This is a genomic window from Mesorhizobium sp. WSM4840, assembly GCF_055811755.1.
On record NZ_JBVVQD010000024.1, the window covers coordinates 64,533 to 87,559 of the forward strand.

At 63.6% G+C, this 23,027-nt stretch carries 23 protein-coding genes; 8 read left to right on the forward strand and 15 right to left on the reverse strand.

Annotated features, from left to right (window positions below; translation table 11 throughout):
- Nucleotides 1–4 precede the first annotated feature (4 nt).
- From AC0L3I_RS26655 to AC0L3I_RS26675, 5 genes are all read right to left on the reverse strand, one after another.
- Complete coding sequence (locus AC0L3I_RS26655; RefSeq protein WP_473528813.1) at nt 5–1,189, reverse strand: mandelate racemase/muconate lactonizing enzyme family protein; 1,185 nt, start codon at nt 1,187–1,189, stop codon at nt 5–7.
- Nucleotides 1,190–1,195: 6 nt separating this feature from the next.
- Nucleotides 1,196–1,720, reverse strand: coding sequence for a hypothetical protein (locus tag AC0L3I_RS26660; RefSeq protein ID WP_473528814.1), 525 nt, complete (start codon nt 1,718–1,720; stop codon nt 1,196–1,198).
- A gap of 4 nt (nt 1,721–1,724) precedes the next feature.
- Nucleotides 1,725–2,204, reverse strand: coding sequence for a DUF3828 domain-containing protein (locus tag AC0L3I_RS26665; protein ID WP_473528815.1), 480 nt, complete (start codon nt 2,202–2,204; stop codon nt 1,725–1,727).
- Nucleotides 2,205–2,323: 119 nt separating this feature from the next.
- On the reverse strand, nt 2,324–3,973 hold the full coding sequence (locus AC0L3I_RS26670; RefSeq protein WP_473528816.1) for an ABC transporter substrate-binding protein: 1,650 nt from the start codon (nt 3,971–3,973) through the stop codon (nt 2,324–2,326).
- Nucleotides 3,974–4,016: 43 nt separating this feature from the next.
- On the reverse strand, nt 4,017–5,567 hold the full coding sequence (locus AC0L3I_RS26675; RefSeq protein WP_473528817.1) for a trimethylamine methyltransferase family protein: 1,551 nt from the start codon (nt 5,565–5,567) through the stop codon (nt 4,017–4,019).
- Between the two features lie 92 nt (nt 5,568–5,659).
- Between AC0L3I_RS26675 and AC0L3I_RS26680 the strand changes: the two genes are divergently transcribed.
- Nucleotides 5,660–6,562, forward strand: a complete 903-nt coding sequence (locus tag AC0L3I_RS26680; protein WP_473489314.1) for a LysR substrate-binding domain-containing protein — start codon at nt 5,660–5,662, stop codon at nt 6,560–6,562.
- 15 nt (nt 6,563–6,577) lie between these two features.
- Here AC0L3I_RS26680 and AC0L3I_RS26685 read toward each other — a convergent pair whose 3' ends face one another.
- Nucleotides 6,578–7,570, reverse strand: coding sequence for a zinc-dependent alcohol dehydrogenase family protein (locus tag AC0L3I_RS26685; protein WP_473489313.1), 993 nt, complete (start codon nt 7,568–7,570; stop codon nt 6,578–6,580).
- Nucleotides 7,571–7,674: 104 nt separating this feature from the next.
- On the opposite strand from AC0L3I_RS26685, the gene AC0L3I_RS26690 reads away from it, so the two are divergent.
- Nucleotides 7,675–8,577, forward strand: a complete 903-nt coding sequence (locus AC0L3I_RS26690; RefSeq protein WP_473528818.1) for a LysR family transcriptional regulator — start codon at nt 7,675–7,677, stop codon at nt 8,575–8,577.
- Nucleotides 8,578–8,657: 80 nt separating this feature from the next.
- A complete protein-coding gene (mutL, locus tag AC0L3I_RS26695; RefSeq protein WP_473528819.1) occupies nt 8,658–10,541 on the forward strand; it encodes a DNA mismatch repair endonuclease MutL in 1,884 nt (627 codons plus the stop codon).
- Between the two features lie 195 nt (nt 10,542–10,736).
- On the opposite strand, the gene AC0L3I_RS26700 is transcribed toward mutL, so the two are convergent.
- Complete coding sequence (locus AC0L3I_RS26700) at nt 10,737–11,630, reverse strand: DMT family transporter (RefSeq protein ID WP_473528820.1); 894 nt, start codon at nt 11,628–11,630, stop codon at nt 10,737–10,739.
- 90 nt (nt 11,631–11,720) lie between these two features.
- Here AC0L3I_RS26700 and AC0L3I_RS26705 point away from each other — a divergent pair, with 90 nt between their 5' ends.
- Both AC0L3I_RS26705 and AC0L3I_RS26710 read left to right on the forward strand, forming a co-directional pair.
- The gene (locus AC0L3I_RS26705) at nt 11,721–12,647 is read left to right on the forward strand and encodes a LysR substrate-binding domain-containing protein (protein ID WP_473528821.1); all 927 of its coding nucleotides are present in this window, start codon (nt 11,721–11,723) and stop codon (nt 12,645–12,647) included.
- Nucleotides 12,648–12,790: 143 nt separating this feature from the next.
- A complete protein-coding gene (locus tag AC0L3I_RS26710) occupies nt 12,791–13,024 on the forward strand; it encodes a DUF2093 domain-containing protein (RefSeq protein WP_095496171.1) in 234 nt (77 codons plus the stop codon).
- 98 nt (nt 13,025–13,122) lie between these two features.
- Here the strand turns inward: AC0L3I_RS26710 and lpxK are convergent, their stop codons facing one another.
- From lpxK to AC0L3I_RS26740, 6 genes are all read right to left on the reverse strand, one after another.
- Nucleotides 13,123–14,151 (reverse strand): tetraacyldisaccharide 4'-kinase, encoded by a 1,029-nt coding sequence (lpxK, locus tag AC0L3I_RS26715; protein WP_473528822.1) that lies wholly within the window; start codon nt 14,149–14,151, stop codon nt 13,123–13,125.
- Between the two features lies 1 nt (nt 14,152).
- Nucleotides 14,153–15,469: a lipid IV(A) 3-deoxy-D-manno-octulosonic acid transferase gene (gene waaA / locus AC0L3I_RS26720; protein WP_473528823.1), complete on the reverse strand. Its 1,317-nt coding sequence runs from the start codon at nt 15,467–15,469 to the stop codon at nt 14,153–14,155.
- A complete protein-coding gene (locus AC0L3I_RS26725; protein WP_473528824.1) occupies nt 15,466–16,254 on the reverse strand; it encodes a lysophospholipid acyltransferase family protein in 789 nt (262 codons plus the stop codon). Before AC0L3I_RS26725 ends, waaA begins: the two co-directional genes overlap by 4 nt.
- A gap of 5 nt (nt 16,255–16,259) precedes the next feature.
- Nucleotides 16,260–16,505, reverse strand: a complete 246-nt coding sequence (locus AC0L3I_RS26730) for a DUF4170 domain-containing protein (RefSeq protein ID WP_029354097.1) — start codon at nt 16,503–16,505, stop codon at nt 16,260–16,262.
- A gap of 76 nt (nt 16,506–16,581) precedes the next feature.
- Nucleotides 16,582–17,388: a 3'(2'),5'-bisphosphate nucleotidase CysQ gene (locus AC0L3I_RS26735; protein ID WP_473528825.1), complete on the reverse strand. Its 807-nt coding sequence runs from the start codon at nt 17,386–17,388 to the stop codon at nt 16,582–16,584.
- Nucleotides 17,375–18,718: a TldD/PmbA family protein gene (locus tag AC0L3I_RS26740; RefSeq protein ID WP_473528826.1), complete on the reverse strand. Its 1,344-nt coding sequence runs from the start codon at nt 18,716–18,718 to the stop codon at nt 17,375–17,377. Before AC0L3I_RS26740 ends, AC0L3I_RS26735 begins: the two co-directional genes overlap by 14 nt.
- Nucleotides 18,719–19,045: 327 nt before the next feature.
- Here AC0L3I_RS26740 and AC0L3I_RS26745 point away from each other — a divergent pair, with 327 nt between their 5' ends.
- Genes AC0L3I_RS26745 through AC0L3I_RS26755 form a run of 3 tightly spaced genes read left to right on the forward strand, consistent with a single transcriptional unit; the run spans nt 19,046 to nt 21,240 of the window.
- Nucleotides 19,046–20,140, forward strand: coding sequence for a glycosyltransferase family 2 protein (locus tag AC0L3I_RS26745; protein ID WP_473528827.1), 1,095 nt, complete (start codon nt 19,046–19,048; stop codon nt 20,138–20,140).
- The gene (locus tag AC0L3I_RS26750) at nt 20,115–20,807 is read left to right on the forward strand and encodes a class I SAM-dependent methyltransferase (RefSeq protein ID WP_473528828.1); all 693 of its coding nucleotides are present in this window, start codon (nt 20,115–20,117) and stop codon (nt 20,805–20,807) included. Before AC0L3I_RS26745 ends, AC0L3I_RS26750 begins: the two co-directional genes overlap by 26 nt.
- Nucleotides 20,785–21,240: a GtrA family protein gene (locus AC0L3I_RS26755; protein WP_473528829.1), complete on the forward strand. Its 456-nt coding sequence runs from the start codon at nt 20,785–20,787 to the stop codon at nt 21,238–21,240. Before AC0L3I_RS26750 ends, AC0L3I_RS26755 begins: the two co-directional genes overlap by 23 nt.
- Here the strand turns inward: AC0L3I_RS26755 and AC0L3I_RS26760 are convergent.
- Both AC0L3I_RS26760 and AC0L3I_RS26765 read right to left on the reverse strand, forming a co-directional pair.
- Nucleotides 21,237–21,869 carry a hypothetical protein gene (locus AC0L3I_RS26760; protein ID WP_473528830.1) on the reverse strand — a complete coding sequence of 211 codons (633 nt, stop codon included), beginning with the start codon at nt 21,867–21,869 and terminating at the stop codon, nt 21,237–21,239. The genes AC0L3I_RS26755 and AC0L3I_RS26760 overlap by 4 nt on opposite strands.
- Nucleotides 21,856–23,019 carry a hypothetical protein gene (locus AC0L3I_RS26765; RefSeq protein WP_473528831.1) on the reverse strand — a complete coding sequence of 388 codons (1,164 nt, stop codon included), beginning with the start codon at nt 23,017–23,019 and terminating at the stop codon, nt 21,856–21,858. Before AC0L3I_RS26765 ends, AC0L3I_RS26760 begins: the two co-directional genes overlap by 14 nt.
- Nucleotides 23,020–23,027: the final 8 nt, after the last annotated feature.

The window sequence follows — 23,027 nt, forward strand, 5'->3', positions numbered from 1 at the left end:
TGCATCAGTTGAGCGGCAGCCGCCGGTAGCGTCCGGGATTGTTCGGGTCGCTGAAATGGCCCATCGGCCCGTGTTCGGCGAAGTGCCCCGCCCAGCGCTTCATTGCAGCGGGGTCAAGTTCGACGCCAAGTCCGTTGCCCTCCGGCACACGCGCCGTGTTGCCGGTCTGCCGGAAAGGACCGTCCTTGATGACGTCACCGATCTGCCAGCGAAACAGCGATTGCGATGCTTCGGTAATCCACGGCGTCGCCGCCACGACATGCAGATAGGCCGATGTCATGATGCCGAGATCGTTCGAGTAGCACCAAAACCCCTTGCCCATCGCTTCGCAGGCGGCGATGAATTTCAGGGTTTTCGACAAGCCGCCGAGGGCTGCAAAATTGCAGACGAAGTAATCCGGCGCGCCGAGCGCGACCGCCCGTCTGAGATCCGGGATATGCGTGGAGAACGGAATGCGCGAATGCTGGCGCAGCGCCGCCATTTCCTCGAAGGTCGCGACCGGATCCTCGTAATTGCGGATGTTGAACGGCTCGATTTCGCGCAGCACCCAGCGCGCGGTGGTCAGCGACCACTGCATGTTGGAATCGAGTCTGATCTGCGCCTTGTCGCCAAGCGCCTCGCGCAGCATGCGCACGGTCCTGATCTCGAGTTCGGGATCGCCCATGATCAGCTTGCCCTCGAAGATGGTCGAGCCATGCTCCTCGCGCATCTTCAGGCAGTACTCGACGATCGCTTCGGACGTCATCTCGCCACCCGTTCCGCCCTGCGCGGCGCGAAACGAGAAATATTCCGAAAACGGAATGTCCTTGCGCACGGCGCCGCCGAGGACTTTGTAGAGCGGCATGCCGAAGACCTTGCCTCTGATGTCCCACAGCGCCAGTTCGACGGCGCCGAACGCCACCGAGGCGGCATTCTCGCCGGTGTTGGCGGTGATCTGCCAGGGCGGCACGCAGCGCGCCTCGCAGTCGGCGATGTCGAGCGGATCGGCGCCGATCAGCGCCGGCGCGATCTCGGCCTTGATCACCTCGCCGAAATGCCACCACGGCGCCTCGCCCAGTCCGACCACGCCTTCGTCCGTCTCGACCTCGATGATCGATTTTGAGGCGCCGCTATAGAGACCAGCCGTCCACCAGAAGGGGGCATCTAGCGGAACGTTGACATGGGTAACGCGGATGTTGGTGATCTTCATCGGTTCTCACTCGCACTGATACTGACTGAGCGCCCATTCGCCGGTCACCGACAGAAGGTCCGTGATCTTCCAATCGCCGTCGACCTTCCTGAATTTCCACTCCAGCCGGTGCGGATTGCCAGCGACGACGAAGGCGACGACGACCTTGGCTTCGTCGCCCTTGACCGCTTCAATGGTCTTCAGGCTCTTGTCGATCTCGGCCCTGTCATACGCCGCATTGTCGAGCGCCATGTTGGGATCGAGACACTCGCCCTGCCCTGATTTCCGCAGCGCATCGCTCTTGTCGAGCACCGACTTCGCGGGATCGGCGAAGTGACTACGCTCTGCCGGATCGAGCTCAAGCCCGACATGCTCGTAGAACGGTTTCACCACCGCCGTTGGCGAGCCCGGCTGCACCGGGGCGGCCGGGGCCCCATCAGTCGGCAGGGACGCGGCCGGCGCATTTGCGGGCGGCGCGCCGATCAGGCCTTGAGCGGCGGTGCTGCTCAACCCCGCCGCCAGCAGGCACACAGTCGCCAGGGCGCGGGCCATGGCATCACTCCGGAGTCTGACCGGCCAGGCATTCGAGCGCACTCAGCGTCCAGCCGCTGCTCTTCGAGGTAATGTCGGCGATCTTCCATTTGCCGTCGATCTTCTTCAGCGACCAGACCATTTCGCGTTTGGAATCCTCGCCTTCCGGGAAAAGCTTGAAGGTCACCGTCACGCTGGCGCTGTCGCCATCCACCGCTTCAGACAGCTTCAGCGTCTTGGCGACTGTCTTCTCGTCATAGTCCTGCGCGTCGAGACCGGGGGCGAAATCGATGCAAGGCACCTCATCCGGCTTGTTCTTCTGCGCCTGGTCGTTGAGGTCGAACAGCTTGGTCACCGGCTCGGTGAAACGGTCGCGGTATTTCGCGTCGGCCTCGAACTTGACCTCGGGCATGTAGAAGAACTTCACCGCGTTGGATGCCGGCCCGGCCAGGGCGGCCGCAGGCGCTGCGATCGAGAGGGCGGCGGCAAGCACAGTCAGTCTCATCCGATAATCTCCAGGCTTTCGTGGTGGGAACCGTTCAATACCACGAATCCTGCATCCCGGCTTTTTTGCAGCCTATGAAATCCCTTTGGGCGTCAACTCAGGCGCCCTTGGGCGTTAATTCAGGCGTCCAGCCAGACGTTCTGGAGATCCATCTCGAAAGTCTGGTGGACAGCGTAATTCTTCACCTTCTTGTTCATGTGGCTGTACAGCTTCTGCCAGAACGGCTGAATGATGACGCCCGAATCCTGCAGGATCTGCTCGACGTCCTTCATGACCTCGCGGCGCTTCTCCACGTCGATCAGCGAGAGAGCCTGCTTGAGCTTGGCGTCGAAATCGGGATTCGAATACGCCGTCTCATTCCAGGCCTCGCCGGTGCGATAGCCGAGCGCCAACACCTGAACGCCGAGCGGGCGCATGTACCAGATGGTCATGGAATAGGGATATTTCGTCCAGTCGTTCCAGAAGGTCGACCCCGGCAGCACCGTGCGCTTCACCTTGATCCCGGCATCGCGCAGCTGCCCGGCAATCGCGTCGCCGGTGTTCCTTTGCCAATCGTCCTCGACGGTGATCAGTTCATGCTCGAAGTCGGCCTGTCCGGCCTCGGCCATCAGCGCCTTGGCGCCCGCCGCGTCGCGTGTCTTCTTAGGCAGCGGAAAATATTCCGGATGGATCGGGCTGACGTGGTGGTTTTCACCTGGGGTGCCCCGCCCGGCGTAGCCAAGTTCGAGCACCGCATTGTTGTCGACGGCCATCTGCAGCGCGTTGCGGACCTTTTGGTCGTCATAAGGTTTGTGCGTGATGTTGGTCCGGGCAACGAGCGTCGTCGCTGTCGCGACCTCCGATTTCACCAGATCCATCTGGTCGAGGATGTCGATGAAGTCGGCGGGTGTCTCGAAATTGACGTCGATTTCGCCCGATTCGAAGGCATTCACCGAAGCATTGAAGTCGGTGCCGTAGTCGATGAATTCGACACTGTCGAGCGGCGCTTCACCGCCCCACCACTTGCCATTCTCACGACGCTTGACGACCGCTTTCTCGCCGACGGAATAAGACACAAGTTCGAAAGGCCCGGTGCCAATCGGCTTGGCGATCGGATCGGCGCCGTCGGCGTCGAATTTGCGATGGACGACGAGCGCCGGATAGTCGGTGAAGTTCGGGATCAGCGAAATGTCCGGTTCGTTCAGCTTCAGCTTGACCGTATTGTCGTCGACCTTGGTGATCGCTCCCTCCCTGGCCTTGCCGGTCTTTGTGTCGATCAGCGCACCGACGCGCGCGGCCATTGAATTGCCGGCGGCATCCTTCTCGCACCAGCGTGTCAGATTGTAGACGACATCATCGGCGTTGAAAGCGTCGCCATTGTTCCAGGTGATGCCCTTGCGCACATGCAGCACATATTCGGTGGCGTCGTCGTTGACGTCCCAGCTCTCGAGCAGGACCGGCTCGAATGTGAATTCGCGTGTATAGCGGACAAGCGGTTCGAGCCAGGTGCGGGTGATGTTTGCCATCTCCACCCAGTCGTAAGTGCGCGGATCCTTCTGCGCCTTCACCGACATCGACACGTGCAGCGTTCCGCCTTTCTTCGGCTCTTCGGCCAACGCCCGTTCCGGCACCGCAAGGCCGATCATACCGTAGGCAAGCGCAGTCGATGCCCCGAAGGCGCTCGCCAGCGCCAGAAACTCGCGCCGGTCCATCCGACCTGCACGCGTCTCTGCCGCCATCGCCTCGATCGCATTCGGCACGCGATCACCGCTGCTTCTGAAGAGTGCCATTTTTTCCTCCCGTCTGGTTCCCGTCAGGTCTTCGCCTGTCCTATTAACTAACGCTGTCGGGCAGCTTCTCCTCGCGCAGCGCGATCAAATCTTCGAGACCATCGGCGATGCCCTCATCGAGCTTCGGCTCCTCATAGTCCGCCAGCATGTTGCGCGCTTTCTCGCGGCCGCGCGTGTCGTGGTCCTTTGCCCCTTCGGCCTTCCACTGTTCGTACGAATTGAAGTCCATGATGCTCGGCATGAAGAAGGCGGACTCGAAATGTTCAAGCGTGTGCTGGGTGCCGAGGAAGTGGCCCTGCGGCCCCACCTCGCGGATCGCCGCCATCGCTTCCTTGAAATCGTCGAACGGAAGGCCACCAGCATATTTGTACCAGCCAACAAGCTGTTCGCAGTCCGTCGCGAATTTTGAATAGCCGCAGGTCAGGCCGGCCTCAAGCCAACCGGCGGAGTGCCAGATGTAGTTGGCGCCGGCAAGGATGGCGGCATGCATCAGCATGTTCGCCTCGTAGCCCGCCTGGGCGTCATTCAGCTTCGATCCGACATGGAAGCCCGACGTGCGCCACGGCAGCCGGTATTTCCGCGCCAGCGCCCCCATCAGATACATCATCTGGGCCGCCTCAGGCGTGCCGCCCATGGGTGCACCGGTCTTCATGTCCACCGTGACCATGAACTGTCCGTAGATCTGCGGCGAACCCGGACGCAGCAGCTGTGTGAACGCGACGCCCGCCAGCGCTTCCGCATTGACCTGAGCGACCGCTCCCACGGCAGAGGCGGAAGTCGAGGCGCCGCAGAGAGCGAAGGGCGCAAGGATCAGTGGCTGGTTGTGGCGCGCATAGATCTTCATCGCGTCCAACATGGTGGCATCCCACACGAGCGGCGAATTGCAGTTGGTGATCGCCACCAGGACAGGGTTGTCACGGACATAGTCCTCGCCGAAAACGATGCCTGCCATCGCCATCGTGTCTTCGGCTCGATCCTTGGACGTCACGATGCCCATGAACGGCTTGTCGGAATGCTTCAGCGCTGAATGGATGATGTGGAGGTGACGCTTCGGGACCGGGATTTCCATCGGCTCGCAGATGATCGAGCTCGACGAATGCAGCGCCGGGGCCAGGTAGGCGAGCTTGTGGAAATTCTGCAGGTCGGCGAGCGTGCCATAGCGCCTGACGTTGTCGAGGTCGCGCACGTAAGGCGCCCCGTACATCGGCACGAAGATGGAGTTGTTTCCGCCCACGCGCACCGAACGCTGTGGATTCCTCGCGTTGAGCGTAAACTCCGACGGGACCTTCGATACGAGCTCCATCAGGAGGGCACGGTCGATCCGGACTCTTGTGTCCGAGACATCGGCTCCCGCCGCCTTCCACATTGCAATGGCCTCGTCGTCGCGGAACTCGCATCCCACCTCTTCGAGGATGGAGAGCGACTCCTGGTGGATCAGTTCCACCGCCTCGTCCGGCACCATCTGATATACCGGGATCTTACGGACCAGGGTCGGAAACGACGCCATGGGAGTTCCCCGCAGCGCCTTGCGCCCCAGGCGGCCGCCACTTCGGCGGTTGGCGTGTTCGGTCACTTCAGCGGCCGGTGCGTTCATGGAAACTCCATCCTCCCAGAGCCAGTCAACTTAGCGAGACAAAATACAGCTGTGACGCTGGAAAATCCTGATCTCTTGTATAAGTTCAGCTTATGCGAAGCCTGCGCCACCTGCTGCCGTCCGCCGGCAGCCTGATCGTTTTCGAAGCCGCCGGGCGGCTGTCGAGTTTTACCGCCGCCGGGCGAGAGCTTGGCATGACGCAGGCTGCCGTGTCTTATGCGATCCGGGGGCTTGAAGAGCAGCTCGGCGCGAAACTCTTCCAGCGCCGGCATCGTCAGGTCAGCCTGACCGAAGCCGGTGACCGCTTTCACGCCGACGTCTCGCTTGGCCTGTCGCACATCCGCAAATCGGCGGAGGATTTGCGCCTACAGGCGACCGGCGGCCATGTGACGCTTGCCGCATCGACCGCTTTCGGCTCCTTCTGGATGATGCCGCGCCTGCAGCAGTTCCGCGACGAACTGCCGGGTATTGACCTGCGCATCCAGACCGCCGACCGCGATCTCGACATCATCGCCGAGGGCATCCCGCTCGCTGTGCGCGGTGGCGAGCCCCGGGAATGGCCGGACTATCATTCACTGCCACTGGCCGACGAGGAGATATTCCCCGTCGCCGGCGTGAGCTATGTGGCACGGTTCGGGCTGCCGGAAACCGTCGAGGATCTTCCATCACACCGGCTCATCCATCTCGAAGAACCGTTTCGCGAGGCCGCGAGTTGGGACGAGTGGTTCGCCTCGGCCGGGGTCAACATCACCGATGCCGGGCGCGGCTTGCGCATCAATGATTATGCCTTGGTGATCCAGGCGGTGATGGAAGGGCAAGGCATTGCGCTCGGCTGGGGTCACCTCGCCGAGCGCCTGCTGGCGTCGGGACTGCTCGTGCGCGTCACCGACCACACAATGACGACCGGCAAGGGCTTTCATGTCATCTGGTCGAGAAACCGGGAGCTCAGCGACAATGCTCGCAAGGTGCGGGACTGGCTGGCCGCGCAAGCATGAGGCTCCCATTAATGCTCAATCAACCGTCACGACGATCTTGCCGAATTGCTCGTTCGACTCGAGAAAGCGATGCGCTTCGACGATCTGCTCGAATGGAAAGGTTTTGGCGATTGCCGGCTTTAGCGAACCTGACATCAATCCGTCGAGGATGAACGCCTTGGCAGCTTCCAACTTCACCGGATCGCCAGTGATCTCGTGGACGAGATAGCCGCGCAGCGTCAGCGTCTTGGCCAGCACGGCGAACAACGGGAGCGGCGTCGGCTCGGGGCTCAAGCCGCCATATTCGATAAGAATGCCACCTCGTGCCATCGCCGCCGTCAGAGGCGCGAAAATCGGGCCGCCGACCGCGTCGAACACCACTCGGATGTTGTCCGGACTGGCGATTTCCTTCAGCCGGGCTTCCAGATCTTCGTCCGCTGAAGCGACGACATGGGCCGCGCCGAACTTGAGCAGGGCCTCTCTCTTGGCAGATGTCCGCGTGACCGCGATCGCGGTCGCACCAACGATGTTGGCAATCTGGATCGCGGCAAGTCCGACACTGCTCGATGCCGCGGTAATGACGACAAAGTCGTCTCTGCTGAGCTTGGCAATGTCGATCAGTGCGCCATAGGCGGTGAGATATTGCATCCAGACGGCTGCCGCCTCTTCCCAGCTGAGCGATGGCGGATGTTTGACCACGAGCTCGGCGGGATATGTGGCAATCTCACCATAGGCGGGCCAGCGGGCCATCGATAATGGCGGCACGACGCTGACGGCGTCACCTAGCGCAAAACCGTGCACGGCTTCGCCGACCGCTTCGACGACACCCGCTGCCTCAAGGCCAAGACCGGAAGGCAACGGCGGCGTCTGGATATAGGTGCCCGAACGCAGCAGCGCCTCGGCCCGGTTGAGACCCAATGCCTTGACCCAGATCTGAATCTCGCCCGGACCGAGCGCGGGAATATCGAGATTCTCGATGCGCAAAACCTCGGGACCACCATGCTCATGAAAGCGAACAACACGTGCCATGCGGTCATAACTCCAAAATATTTGAACCGAATACGCTATGCCAGCGGCCATCCGGCAGATAAATGGTTGCTTGGGCAAGACAGTAGAAACTGGGAGTTTTGAATATGGATCGCCTTACGAGCATGGCCGTGTTCGTCAAAACCGTCGATCTGGGCTCGTTCGCGGCGGCTGCTGCCGCTCTCGACCTGTCCGGACCGATGGTCGGCAAGCATGTCCGGTTTCTCGAGGAGCGTCTGGGCGTGCGCCTCATCAACCGGACCACACGCCGCCAGAGCCTGACCGACTTCGGGCGCGCCTACTATGAGCGCTGCCGGATGGTACTCGCTGAAGCCGAAGCTGCGGATGCACTCGCGGCCGATCAACTTTCCGAACCACGCGGAAAGCTGCGCGTCATCATGCCCGTGCACTTCGGCCGGCGCTGCGTTGCCCCGATCCTGCTGGAGCTTGCGCAGCGATATCCCGCTCTGGAACTCGACCTGTCGTTCAGCGATCCCATCGCCGATCTTGCAGAGGATGGCTGCGATCTTGCCATCCGGACCGGCAATCTGGAGGATCAGGCCGGCGTGATGGCGCGTCGCGTCGCGCGCCAGCGCATGGTCGTCTGCGCGTCGCCATCCTATCTCGACAGGCACGGCCAGCCGCAGGAGATAGATGACCTCGGCAGCCATCACGCGATCATCTACCGCCGTTCCGGGCGTGCCGTTCAGCCATGGCTGTTTCCACGCAGCGGCCAGCCTGCGCTGGAAGTCATGCCTGTCAGCCGGTTGCGGTTCGACGACCTCGCTGCGATTGCCGATGCTGCGGCAGCCGGCATGGGGCTTGCCTGGCTGCCATACTGGCTGGTCCGTGAGCGCATTCAGGCCGGCGCACTTGTCCCGCTGTTATCTGACCAGCCGGGATTTCTTTACGACGCCCATGCGCTGTGGTTGCAGACGCCTCATCTGCCGATGAAAGTCCGTCTTGCCGTCGACGCGCTGGCAGCGGCACTGCCCAGGCTGATGACGTGAAATGCAGGAGCACGGTGAGCGGCGCGGATTCCTGAATTCGCCCCTCCCGCATGGGCGACGAATCCGCGTATAGTACCCCTATGCCCATCCGCCAGCTTTCCGAAACGATGATCAACCAGATCGCCGCCGGCGAAGTCATCGAGCGTCCGGCAAGCGTGGTCAAGGAACTGGTCGAGAACGCACTCGACGCCGGCGCTGCCAGAATAGAGATCGTCACCGCCGGCGGCGGGCTCAACCTGATCCGCGTCACCGATGACGGCTCGGGCATCCCGGAGAAGGAACTGGCGCTGGCGATCGCGCGCCACTGCACCTCGAAGCTCGCCGACAACATCCACGACATCCGCTCGCTCGGCTTTCGCGGCGAGGCGCTGCCGTCGATCGGCTCGGTGGCGCGGCTGTCGATCCGCTCGCGCACGGCCAACGGCGACAGCGCCGCCGAGATCGGCATCGAAGGCGGCCGCGTATCTGCCGTCAAGCCGGCGGCCGCCAATCGCGGCACAACGGTCGAGGTGCGCGACCTGTTCTTCGCCACGCCGGCGCGGCTCAAATTCATGAAGGGCGAGCGCGCCGAAAGCTCGGCGACCAGCGACGTGATCAAGCGCATCGCCATCGCCTTCCCCGCCGTGCGCTTCACGCTGGCCGGTTCCGACCGCTCGACGCTGGAACTGCCGGCGACCGACGACAGTGCGGAAGGCCGGCTGCGCCGCGTTGCGCAAGTGATGGGCGCCGACTTTCCGGCCAATGCCATCGCTATCGACGCCGTGCGTGACGGTGTGCATCTCGCCGGCCACGTCTCGATCCCGTCCTTCAGCCGCGCCAATGCGCTGCAGCAATACGCCTATGTCAACGGCCGGCCGGTGCGCGACAAATTGATCGCCGGCGCCATCCGCGGCGCCTTCGCCGACGTGCTGCCGCGCGATCGCCATGCGGTGACGGTGCTGTTCCTGACGCTCGATCCGGCCATCGTCGACGTTAATGTCCATCCGGCCAAGGCCGATGTCCGCTTCCGCGATCCGGGGCTGGTGCGCGGACTGATCGTCGGCGCCATCCGCGAGGCGCTGGCCAATGCCGGCATCCGTGCCGCCACATCAGGGGCGGCCGGCATGATGGCGGCGTTCCGGCCGGGCGCAGCGTCCTATGCCCATGCCGGTCCAGCCAACGGCCATCGCAGCTATGAGGCCGCCTACCGTGCCTCCGGCTTCGCCGGTTTCGATCCGGCCCGCTCGCCGCAGCGGCCGCTGGACATGGGCTTGGAAGGCGGGGGATTTGAGGAACCAGGAAACCGCGGCTTCGGCGAAAACGATCAGGTGGCGTTCGACGCCGGACCGCTTCACAGCGCCGACGCGCGTGCCGGACAGACTGAGGCGGCGGATGCGCTGCTCGGCATGGCGCTGGGTGCCGCACGCGCGCAGGTGCATGAGAACTACATTGTCGCGCAGACCAGGGATTCGCTGGTCATCGTCGACCAGCATGCGGCGCATGAGCGGCTGGTCTACGAGGCGCTGAAGAACGCGCTGCATGCGCGCGCCGTGCCGTCGCAGATGCTGCTTTTGCCCGAGATCGTCGATCTGCCGGAAGAGGATGCCGAGCGGCTTGCCTTGCATTCCGAAACGCTGGCCCGCTTCGGCCTCGGCATAGAGCGTTTCGGCCCGGGTGCTGTCGCCGTGCGCGAGACGCCGTCGATGCTCGGCGAAACCAATGTCCAGCAGCTGGTGCGCGACCTTGCCGACGAGATCGCCGACAACGACACGGTCGACACGCTGAAAGAGCGGCTGGACAGGATAGCCGCGACCATGGCCTGCCACGGCTCGGTGCGTTCCGGCCGCCTACTCAAACCCGAGGAGATGAACGCACTGCTGCGCCAGATGGAAGCGACGCCGGGGTCCGGCACCTGCAACCACGGCCGCCCGACCTATATCGAGCTCAAGCTTGCTGATATCGAGCGGCTATTTGGCAGGCGGTAAGGAGGCGCAGGGCGCAGACCCCCACCCGGACCTTCGGTCCGACCTCCCCACAAGGGGGAGGTAGGGAGCTTGGCCGCGGACGTCTCGCGAGGAGCTTACCCTCCCCTTGTGGGGAGGGTCGCTGCGGAGCAGGGGTCCGAAAAGAGCCGCTATACAGCGGCTCTTTTCGAGCCAAGAGACGGCCCACCCTCTGATTTACCTCTTCAAATTCACCACGATCACGCCGCCCAGCGCCAGTGCGCCACCGAGAATGCCGAGCAGCGTCGGCACCTCGCCCAGCCAGAAGAAGCCGATCAGCGTCGCCACAGGCGAAACCAGATAGAGGAAGTTCGAGGCGCGCGCCGCCGGCAGCCGCGAAAGCGCCGTCGCCCAGGCGGCGTAGGCGATGAGGCTCGGCACGATGCCGAGAAAGATGACAGCGCCGAGACCGGCGTTGTCGGCAACCGCCGCCTGCGCCAGGCCGCTCGGCAGGAAAGGCAGCAGGCAGAGCGCGCCGAGCACCATGTTCGAGGCCGAAATGGTCAGCGGATGATGGCTGGCAAACAACGGCTTTTGCACGATGGTGTTGACGGCCGAGCACAGCGCCGAGCCGAGGACCAGCAGCGCACCATTGTCGAAGTGAAGCCCCTGCCCTTCGCCCATGGCGATGATGCCGATGCCGGCGAAGGACAGGAACGTGCCAGCCCAGGCCAGGCCTGAGAAGCATTCGCCGAGCAGCGCCATCGCCATGATCGCGGTGAAGATCGGGCTGACGTTGATGATGAAGCCGGCAGCACCAGCCGAAACGGTCAGTTCGCCGAAATTGAGCATTACCGTGTACAGCGCAACGAAGACGGCGCCGCCGAACCCGAAGCGCCACAATTCATCGAGCCGCGGCAGCGCCGGCCGCTTGACGGCGAGGAAGATCGCCGCCGGTACCGCCGCGATGGCGAAGCGCAGCGCGCCGAGTTCCAGCGGCCCGAAAGCGACGAGGCCGGCACGGATCGCCGGAAAGGCGGAGGCCCAGCCGACCACTGTCAACGCCACCGCAATGGCCGCCGTGGTATCTATCCGCTGTGTCCTATTCAACGTGCCGGTACAGGCGTTCATTTCATTATTCCCACGTTTCATGTCCTCAAACACACGAAACGCCTTTCCTGATCGGTTGACAAACGACCAAATCGAGGGTCAGCTGTGACTATGGATCACAGCTCGGACGCAATACTGCCGCTCGAAACCCTGCGCGCCTTCGACGCCGCAGCGCGGACGGGCAGCTTTTCGGCGGCTGCCGAAAAACTCAACATCACCCATGGCGCCGTCAGCCGGCAGATCGCCAAGCTCGAGGACTGGCTCGGGCTGAAAGTGTTCGATCGCGGCGCGCGTGGGGTGTCGCTGACGATCGAAGGCAACCGCCTGCATCTGCGCACCACTGAGGCCTTCGCGCTGATATCCAGCAATTCGGACCGCTGGGTCGAACCGCGCGGCACCGCCGTGGTGCGGCTGACCTCGATCCCTTCGGTCAGCGGGCTGTGGCTGATGCCGCGCATGGCGGCGCTGGAAAACAATCCGTCCAGGCTGCGCATCGTACTCGATGTCGACATCCGTCAGGCTGACCTTGCCGATGACGGCATCGATCTGTCGATCCGCTGCGGACGCGGCCGCATTCCCGGCCGCGTCTCGGTGCAGCTTTTCGAAGAACATGTGTTTCCGGTCGCCTCGCCGGACCTCGCCCGCGAGATCGGCCGTGGCGACCCTGCCCGGCTGCTCAAATTCCCGCTGATCAACGATTCCGACGCCTCGGCCTGGCGCGCCTGGTTTGCCGCCCAGGACATGGACTATCGCCCGCGTCCGCAGGACCGCCGCTTCGAGGACTACAATCTGGTGCTCGACGCCGCAGCCCATGGTCTCGGCATCGCGCTGGCGCGGCCGCCGATGATCGAGCATCAACTGAAGTCAGGCCGCATCGTCGCTGTGGACGACCGCATCGTTCTCAGCCCGATATCCTACTGGCTCGACCGCCCTGCAGGGCGACCGCGCGCTGCCGCCGCCGAGCTTGCCCGGCGCATCGCGGCCCACGCCGGGCTGGCGGCGGAAAAGATCGAGGAGTTCATCGTAGCCGAGCAGTAGGATGCCGGACATCCACTTTGCCGGCTTGCTCGGCTGGTTGTCGTCTGAAACAGAGCCGACCAAAGCCAATCTTGTCACGCTCCAAGCTTGACCTTGCCGGCATTTTGTGGCGATGACATCGTCATGAACCTCGGCTCCATGTCATGATGAACCGCTTCGAAGGCCCCGGCGGCAAGGAAGCCCGTATCCGCTACCTGGACGGCGACTTCCAGGTGACCAGCCCCGGCGCCTTCGTGCGCTGCGCGGTCACCGGCGAAAGCATCCCGCTCGATGAGCTCAAATACTGGAGCGTCGCCAGGCAGGAGCCCTATGTGAGTGCCGCGGCCTCGCTGCGCCGCGAGATCGAGGCACATCCCGAAATGCGCAGCCGGCGCTAAACCGGTTACGCAGAATGAGACCCGATCTATAGCGATCCTTCGCCGGCATCTCCGCAAAAGTTCGACCCGACCGCCGCGGCGCTCGAAGGTTCTCTGATTCACCCCTGCAGCTTGCGCTGCCGCCAGGCATCCAGCGTCTCGTCGATGATGCGTTCAGGCACGTGGTCGGGATCGAACACGGTGTCGATCTCCAGCACATCGAGCTGTCCGAGGAAATTGGCGGACGCGGCATCATGGCGCAGCCGGGCGGCGTCCTTGGCGGTGGTGATCAGCCCAAGTCCGGCACCTCGCGCTGTCGTTGCCAGTTCGGCAAGCTCGTCCTCGCCATAAAAATGATGGTCCGGAAACGACCGGGTCAGCGCAACCTCGCCGCCGGCCTCACGGACCGTGTCGAAGAATTTCTCGGGATGGCCGATGCCGGCAAAGGCGAGAAATCGCTTGCCGGCCAGCCCCGCCTTGCTGCTTGGCCGTGTACGCGCCTCGAAGATCGGCCGGCCGGCACGCGCCGCCTGGCGGACGACCGCATCGGCAGCAAGGCCCTCGCCCATCTTCAGCAGCGCGCTGGTGAAAACCAGTTGGTCGACGATGCCAGCCCTGAGCGGACCGCCAGGAATGACGCGGCCGTTGCCGAGGCCGTAGCGCGCGTCGACGACGACCAGCGCGTAATCGATGTGGATGCGTGCGCTCTGAAAGCCGTCATCCATGATCAGGAAATCACAGCCATGCTTTTCCAGCAGAAGGCGCGCGCCGGCGGCTCGGTTCGGCGTCACCGCGACCGGCGCGTGTTCGGCCAAAAGCAGCGGCTCGTCGCCGACATGCTTGGCGGCGTCATGATGCGGATCGACGACATGCGGCTGCGCGAAGGAGCCGCCATGGCCGCGCGACAGGAAACCGGGGTTGAGCTGCATGCGCCTGGCCTGTCCGGCCAGCGCGATCGCCACCGGCGTCTTGCCGGTGCCGCCGACGGTGAAGTTGCCGACGCACAGCACCGGCGCCTCGATCTTCTCGCGCGCCGCCGAGCGCATGCGGCGGCCGGCAACGAGCGCATAGATCGCCGACAGCGGCGCCAGCGCCAGCGCCCGCCAGTCCGGTTCTTCCCACCAGAAGGGGGGCGCTTCGCTGGCCATCTTAGCGGCCGTTGGCGCCCTTGAGGCGCGACTTGACGACCAACGGCTGAATGTAAGGTTCGAGCGACTTCAAGGTGACCGCCAGCGCGCCGCGCATCTCGTCGACGGTCGCCGCGCCGGCCGCCATCATCTCATGGCGGGCCACCTCGTTGCTCAACAGGAAATTGACGGCGCCGGCCAGCATGTCGCGGTCGCGCACCAGCTTGGCGCCGCCGCTGTCGAGCAGGCGCTGATAGGTCTCGCGAAAATTCTGGACATTGCGGCCGGCCAGCACCGCCGTGTCGAGCATGGCCGGCTCCAGCGGGTTCTGGCCGCCCTCCGAGGTGAGCGAACGGCCAACGAAGGCGATCTCTGTCAGCCGGAGATAAAGCCCCATCTCGCCCATCGTGTCGCCGAGCAGAATGTCCGTATCGACGGTGATCCGGTCGCCCTTGCTGCGCCGCGCGACTTTCAGCCCCATGCCGGAAATCTGCGCGGCCAGCGCTTCGGCGCGATCGGGATGGCGCGGCACGACGATCGTCAAAAGACCGTGGTGACGCTTGTGCAGCATCGCGTGAACCTCGGCAGCGACCACCTCCTCGCCGTCATGGGTCGAGATCGCCGCCCAAGTCGGGCGGGCGCCGAGCTGGCGCTTCAGCGTGTACAGCGCCCTTTCATCGGCCGGCGGCGGCATGGTGTCGACCTTGAGATTGCCGGATACGGTGACCGGCCGGGCGCCGAGCGAGAGGAAGCGCTCGCCGTCGACATCCGACTGGGCGACGACATGAGCGAGATTCTCGAACAGCGCCTCGGCGATGTTGGCGCGCTTCTTCCAGGATTTGAACGAACGGTCGGATAGCCTGCCATTGACCAGCACCTGCGGCACACGGCGCGCGCCGAGCTCCAGGATGGTCATCGGCCAGATTTCCGATTCGGCGATGATCGCCAGGTCCGGCCGCCAATGGTCGAGGAAGCGGCTGACCGCCGGCTTGAGGTCGAGCGGCACATATTGGTGGATGATGCGGTCGCCGAGCCGTTCGTCGGCAACCTGAGCGGAGGTGACAGTCCCCGTCGTCAGCACGATGTTGACGCCGTAGTCGAGAATGCTCTCGACCAGCGGCACGACGGCGATCGTCTCGCCGACGCTCGCCGCATGGATCCAGATCACCGGCCCGTCGGGGCGCTCGCGCCCGGCGATGCCATAGCGCTCGCGCCGGCGAATTCGGTCTTCCTTGCCCCTGGAGGTGCGCCAGGCGACATAGGGCCCGATCAGCGGGTAGGCGGCTGCGCCTGCGAAACGATACGCCGTCAGGAAGGTGCGCGCCCAGCGCTCGCTCATTTCGAGCCATCCACGAGGCGGTAGGCCTCGGCGGTCGCGGCGTTGAGCGCGGCCGTGACCTCCTGGCGCTTGCGTTCCATTTCGGCCTCATCGGCATTGGCCGGAACGAACACCGGCGTCCCCAGGACGATCGAGGCGCGGCCGAACGGCAGGTTGATCGTGGTCTTGTCCCAGCTGCGCTCCAGCACCTTGCGGCGGCTGGTGGCGATGGCGGCGGGCAGGATCGGCCGGCCCGAAAGCCGCGCCAGGAGAACGATGCCAAGTCCCGCGTCGCGCGGCGTGCCATGCGGAATGTCAGCGATCATGGCGACGTTCTTGCCGGTGGCGAGTGACTTTTTCAGGGCAATCAGCGCTTTGGCGCCGCCCTTGTCGCGACGCTTCGAGCTTTCGCGTCCGCCCGAGCCGCGCACCGCCTGGATGCCGAATTTCTCGATCATCAGTGCGTTGAGCTCGGCATCGGCACTACGCGATACCATGGCGACCAGCGGCCGTCCCCTGGGATAGTAGGCCGGAGTCAGAAGGTGCTGGCCGTGCCACAGGGCTATGATGCCGGGTTCGAACTCCGAGTAGGCGCCGCCCGACATCTGCGCCGATCCGTCGACAACACGGTTGGTCAGGCGGACGAGGCGAACGAACTGCGCAAACAGGCTGGCGATGGCGTTCTTGACGAATCGCGATTGCGCCAGCGGTTCGCGTATTTTGCGCCAGAATGTCTTCGAGGTGCCACCGCGGCGGCCGCTGACCGCGGACCTCGTGGTCGGCCCTTTCACGCCTTCATGATCCATCAATGTCAACCGGCAGCCTTGTTGTCGGGGTCGAGCAACCGGTGCAGGTGAACGACGAAATAACGCATGTGGGCATTGTCGACGCTGGCTTGGGCCTTGGCTTTCCACGCCGTTTGCGCGGATTGATAATCCGGATAGATGCCGACGATATCGAGCGCGTCGAGATCACGGAATTCGGTTCCGCCCAGCGTCTTCAGTTCGCCGCCGAACACCAGGTGCAAAAGCTGCTTCTTTCCGTCTTCCGCGGTCATGTCGGTCCTTCACATATCGTGAGTTTGTGACAGGTCTAGACCAAAGCCGCCGACTTTGGAACCATTGATGATATGTTCAACCGCCCAGCCCTGCGATGATGCCGGAGAGCACGGCGAGCAGTTCGCCGCTGCCGGCGACCAGCGCGCCGTGGTGGATCACTTCACCGGCATAGCGCGGTGCGCGGCCCTTCTGGTCGAGCAATGCGCCGCCGGCCTCGCGCAGGATGAGATCCGCCGCGGCGATGTCCCAGTCATGTGCATTGGGTTTGACAAAGGTCGCATCGAGCCTGCCATTGGCGACCATCGCCAGCCGGTAGGCGAGCGAGGGAATATAGGGCACGCGGCCCAGCCGGCCCTGCCATTCCGCCGGCATCAGAGCGATCAACGGCTTCGGCCCGCCAATTTCGACCATCGCTGCCGGGCGGCGCACGGCAATGCGACGGCCATTCAGGAACGCCCCCTCACCAGGCAGCGCCCAATAGGTCTCCTCCGTGGCGGGACATTCGAGCACGCCGGCAAGCGTGCGGCCGTCCTCGACCACCGCGACGCTGACGCACCAGGAGCGCAGGCCTTCGAGGAAGCCGCGCGTGCCGTCTATCGGATCGACGACGAAGGTGCGGCGGGCGGCAAGCCTTGCCGGATCGTCGGCCGTCTCCTCCGACAGCCAGCCATAGTCCGGCCGCGCTGCAAGCAAGATTTCGCGCAGATAGGCGTCGGCGGCGTGATCGGCCTCACTCACCGGCGAGGTGCCGCCCTTCATCCACACTTGCGGATTGTTGCCGAAATAGCGCATCGCGATGGCGCCCGCCTCGCGGGCAGCTTCGCGCAGCAGCGGCAGATCCTCGCGAGCCCCGGCGGAGGTGACCTGGTCAAGCTCCGGCAAGGGTCATGCCTTCGATCAGCAGTGTCGGTGCGGCGGTGCCGAAATTGCGATCGAGGTCGCTCGCCGCAACCATGTTGAGGAACATGGTCTTCAGGTTCGAGGCGATGGTCACTTCAGCAACCGGATAGGCGAGCTCGCCGTTCTCGATCCAAAAACCGGAAGCGCCGCGACTGTACTCGCCAGTCACCATGTCGACGCCCTGGCCGAACACTTCGGTGACGTAAAAACCTGATTTGAGCGACTTGATGAGGTCTTCGGGCGTCCGCTCGCCCGGCTCGATGGCAAGATTGGTCGATGACGGCGAGACGGAGGAGCCGTTACGCGAGCCGCGCCCGTTGGTGGTCAGCCCCAATTCTCGCGCCGCCGAAGTCGACAGGAACCAGTGGTTCAAAACGCCCTTCTCGACCATGAGCAGCTTTTCGCCCTCGATGCCTTCGCCGTCGAACGGCCGCGACGCCTGGCCACGGAGCCGGAGCGGCTCGTCGGTGACGGTGATCGCAGCGGCCGCCACCTGCTTGCCCATCATGTCGCGCAGAAAGCTGGTCTTGCGCGCGACCGACGCGCCATTGATGGCGCCGGCGAGATGGCCGGCGATGCCGCGGGCGACGCGCGGGTCGAACACCACGTCGACCGGCCCGGTCGCCGCCTTGCGCGCTCCGATGCGCCGCGCAGCGCGTTCGCCGGCCTTGCGGCCGATGTCTTCGGGTGCGTCGAGATCGGAGAAATGCTGGCGCGAGGAGAATTCATAATCGCGCTCCATGCCGGTGCCCTCGCCGGCGATGACGCTGGTCGAGCGCGAAAAACGCGAGGCGACATAGTGGCCGACAAAGCCGTGCGAGGTGGCGAGCACCAGCCCGCCAAGCCCGGCGCTGGCGCCGCTGCCGGCCGAATTGGTAACGCCCTTGACGGCAAGGGCCGCCGCTTCCGCCGCCAGCGCCGCTTCCTTCAACTGGTCGGCCGAGACTTCCGTCGCGTCGAACAGATCGAGGTCGCGCGGCTTCTTGACCAGCAAGGCCGGATCGGCGAGGCCCTGATAGGGATCTTCCGGCGAGACTTTCGCCATCGCCACGGCGCGCTCGGCTAGCGCTTTGGGCTCGGAGGCAGCGGTTGCCGAGACGCTCGCCACCCGCTTGCCGACGAAGACGCGCAGCGAGACATCCTCGCTCTCGGACGCCTCGGTACCCTCGACCTTGCCAAGCCGCACCGACACGCCGGTCGAGCGGCCGCGCACCGCAACCGCGTCGGCGGCGTCGGCGCCGGCCCGTTTGGCAGCCTCGACCAGGGCCGCGACGCGGTCGGTCAATTTCGCTGAGTCGAGCGTATCGGTCATGCCCATGTTCCTGTTTTTCCGCCTGACATAAAAGGGCGGCCGTTCCGCACCATCTATTGCTCCGATGTGGCTTGTGCAATGGCAGAAGTCGCAAGCAGGATAGATCGGCCAGCAGAGATCGGCGTTAGGCGGCATGATCGAAACGGTGCGTCAAAGGCTGCTTCGCGCCAGGTTCGGACTGGTCGACAACCTCTTTGATGCCGTGTCTCGATCACATGCGGACGTTCGATTGCGGTAACGCCGCCTATGTCCGTTCCACTCATGAACATCACCTGCCCGAAACCGCTAAATTTAGCGATTTCTTGTGTATCCTTGGAACTTTGTAGCTTGCGTTCCATTTTCAACGGCATGCGAGACTCTGTGATCCAAGGCATCAGGACTGCGGTGAACGAGTCGCCGCCGCGGTACTCGCTGGTCCTTCCCATTTACAATGAAGAACAGGTGCTGCCGCGACTGATCGAGCGGATCAGCTCGCTGATCTGCAGGTTGGACGGAGAGGCTGAGGCGATCTTCGTCGACGACGGAAGCCTCGATGGAAGCGTCGAATACCTTCGGAACGTGGTCGCCGTCGAGCCGCGCTTCCGGCTGATCGAGCTTTCCCGCAATTTCGGCCACCAGGTCGCGATCACGGCCGGCATGGACGCGGCTGCGGGTGATGCCGTCATCGTCATGGATGCCGACCTGCAAGACCCACCGGAGGTGGTTCTCGATCTGGTGGCGAAGTGGAAGGAAGGTTTCGAGATCGTCTATGCCCGCCGTGTCAAGCGTGAGGGCGAATCCTGGTTCAAGCGCATGACGGCGAGTCTCTTCTACCGTCTGCTGGAGAAAATGACGTCGGTCGACATCCCGCGCGACGTCGGCGATTTTCGCCTGGTCGGGCGCAAGGCTCTGGAAACCTTCAAGCAAATGCCCGAACACGACCGCTTCGTCAGGGGCATGTTCGCCTGGATGGGGTTCAAGCAGACGGCGGTGCCTTTCGAACGTCCCGCGCGGACCCTTGGCCAGACCAAATACCCATTCTGGAAGATGATGCACCTTGCCGTTCACGGCATCGTCAGCTTCTCCGAGAAGCCGCTGCGCATCGCGTTGTGGGGCGGATTGGCCATCTCCGCGCTTGCGGTGGTGTTCGGTGCTTACGCTATCTTCGCCTGGATTTTTGAAACCGGCATCATTGCCGGCTGGACATCCACCGTGGTGATCGTGTCGCTCCTTTGCGGCATCAATCTTTTCATGACCGGCGTGGTCGGGCTCTATGTCGGCGGTATCCACGCCGAGGTCAAACGCCGTCCGCTTTACGTGATCGACAGGGTCGCCGGCTTCGACAGGGCAGTGCGTGCAACCACCCCGGGTGAGAGCCGTCGATCGTTTCGAAAACCCAGGAACGGAGCCTCGGCTGATGGCCGAACTCTTCGACAGCTATAAATCAAATTATGGCGAGGCGGTCGCAGGATCCATCCGGTTTTCCGGCCTCAGGCACGACTTCTTTCTTATCGCCAAAGCCGACCTGCTGCAGCGTCTTGTCGTCGAGCGAAGGCTTCGGCACGATGGTGCCGGTGTGCGGGCGCTGGATGTCGGCTGCGGCGTCGGGTCGCTCCACCCTTATCTCGAAGGCGTGTTCGAGAGCCTGGATGGCTGCGACGTCTCGGAGGAATCGATCCTGCGCGCCGGCCAGGACAATCCGCGTGTGAGCTACAGGGCCTGCACCACGCCGAGCCTGCCTTATGAGGACGGCGCGTTCGATCTGGCTTTCGCCAGTTGCGTCGTCCATCACGTTCCGCCCGTTTCCTGGCTCGATTTCTTCCGGGAAATGCGGCGCGTCGTGCGGCCGGGCGGCGTCGCCTGCATCATCGAGCACAATCCCTATAATCCGCTGACGCGTCTTGCGGTGTTGCGGTGTCCGTTCGATCAGGATGCGGTCCTGCTCAACGCTGCCAAGGCAACGTCCCTCTTTCAGGAGACGGGCTGCAGGGATATCCGATCCGAGCACTTCCTGCTGCTGCCGTCGGCCAGGCCTTTTGCCAGAAAACTCGAGCGCCTGCTCGCGCCCCTTCCGCTCGGAGCCCAGTATGCGTGCAGTGCGCATGTCTGAGGGCCGTTCGACCGCCCGCACCGGGCTGAAGCTGCTGGCGCGCTTCGGCTTGGTCGGCATCGCCGCGACGATCCTGTATGCCGTCCTGGCTGTCGCTTTGGTCGAATCGGAATGGATCGGCTTCTCGCCTGTCCAGGCGTCGCTTGCGGCTTACGCCGCGGCTGCCGTGTTTTCGTATCTCGCCCACAAATCAGTAACCTTCATGTCGAGCGGATCGCACCGATCGGAAGCTGCGCGTTTTCTCCTGCTGACGGCGACAGGCTTCGCCGTGGCTTACGCGGCGCCGGCGCTTTTGACGGCGAAACTCGGCCTGCCGTCCATCATTGCCATTCTGGTTACATGCGTGCTTATTCCGGCGGTCAATCTTCTCATGCTCGACCGATGGGTTTTTGCGCAGCGAAGACCCGACCGGCACGGCGACCGCTCCACCTAATCCGTGTCAATCGCATCGAGCCGGAACGACACCAGCTTGATGGAGCGCTTGTAGATGTTGCTGGCGGCCGGCGTTGGCGGAATGCCGTCGAGATAGTCGAAGGCGATTTCGAGTGTATCGGCCTTGCCAAGAGCCGGCGGTGGAACGACGAACGAGACCGTTCGTGGTTCTTTGCCAGACAGCGTCTCCGCATGCACCCGAAACCCGTTCACCGAGATCACCACCCTTTGCGTGATCTGCGGTGGACGAATGACGGCGGCCATTTGCAGCGTGGCCATCAGCCCGTTGCGCAGCGGCGGTATCTTCACGCGAAGCCGGGAGGTCTCGCCCACGGAATGGGTGCCGTCGGCAACGGGTCCCGACCAGCCGCAGACCTTTATGCTGGCTGCCAGTTTGGCGCCGTCGTTCCGGAACGATATCGTCTGGCCAAGTGTGTAGCTGCCGACGGCATCGCGATTGAGACAGGTGGTCGTCCGATCGATGTAATAGGCGCGATAATCGGCATTGACGATTGGATTGAGAGCAAGCGCAAGGATGACGGTCTCGGACCCGGCCAGAACTGCCACAAGTGCGTAGCCGCCGATCGAGGCGGCGCGTCTGAAAGGCTCCCAAATGTCAGACCAGGGCAAGGTAGCCTCCGATCCACGCCACAGTCATGAAATAGCAGGCGCCCAGGAAGAGAACCAAAGCCGCGAGCCAAATGAGCTTCGACGCCGACAACAGGACGACGAGCATCATTGTCAGAGGCGCAAGCCCAACGACATATCTGACCATCGAGGCCAGGTTGGTAATCAGCGGCAGGATAATACCGAGCGCGCAGAAGAGTGCCGCGCCATATTGCCTGCGGGCCACTAGGACGGCCGACAGCGCCAATCCGGTGATCGCGGCGAGCGCGCTCCATTGCGGCGCCGTGGGCAGCCATCCGGTGGTCGGAACCGCTGAGAGCCCGTCCCATAGAAAGACCAGGGGATTGCCGGCCACCCGTCCGAACGCGCGCTGGACATGCAGGAACGCAAAGCCGTCCCCGACCGTAAGGTAAAGAAACAGGATGTAAGCGAACAAACCGGCGGGCGAGATGAGGACAGCGACCAGCAGATCCGGCCGGCCAAGCAGCCATAGCGGGAAAGACAGCGTCGATCCGCCCTGCTGGCGGTGCTCCCTGAACATTTGAATGGCGGTCGCAAATACGACGAAGACCCCGACGAGCCTGGTCGCCGACAGGAGCGCAGATGAAACGCCCGCGGCGAGATAGCTGGAGCGTTTGAGCGCCAGAAAAACGCACGAGGTCAGGAGCACGAAAAGCGGTTCGCTCAGGAAGGTCGTGAAGTGAAAGGAGAACGGGCCACTGAGCAGAAATGCGCAATACAGCACATAGGCCCGCATATTTTTCTCGAGCAGCGGCCATGCGACCAGACAGGCGGCGTAGCTGCAGACAATGGAAGTGATGGTGGCGACCAGTATCGTAGGGAAAGGGAAAACAGACCGGATCGCCGCCACCAGCATCGGATAGAGCGGGAAGAAGCCCCAGCGACCGACATTGCTGTGGTCTGGAATGGGAAAGCGCTCGTAACCCTGTTCGCTGATGCCGATATACCAGGCGCAATCCCACCGACAAAGCGCGCGGGCATAGGCCGCGAAACCTGGTTCCTCCGACACCGAAGCAAATGCCGCATAGCGAATGGCCAGACCGCTGAGCACGAACAGCAACGGCAACGCTGCGACGGTCAGGACCATGACGCGAGCGCCAGCGCTCGGACGCGCGACATCTTCGAGCGCCAACTCTGCCT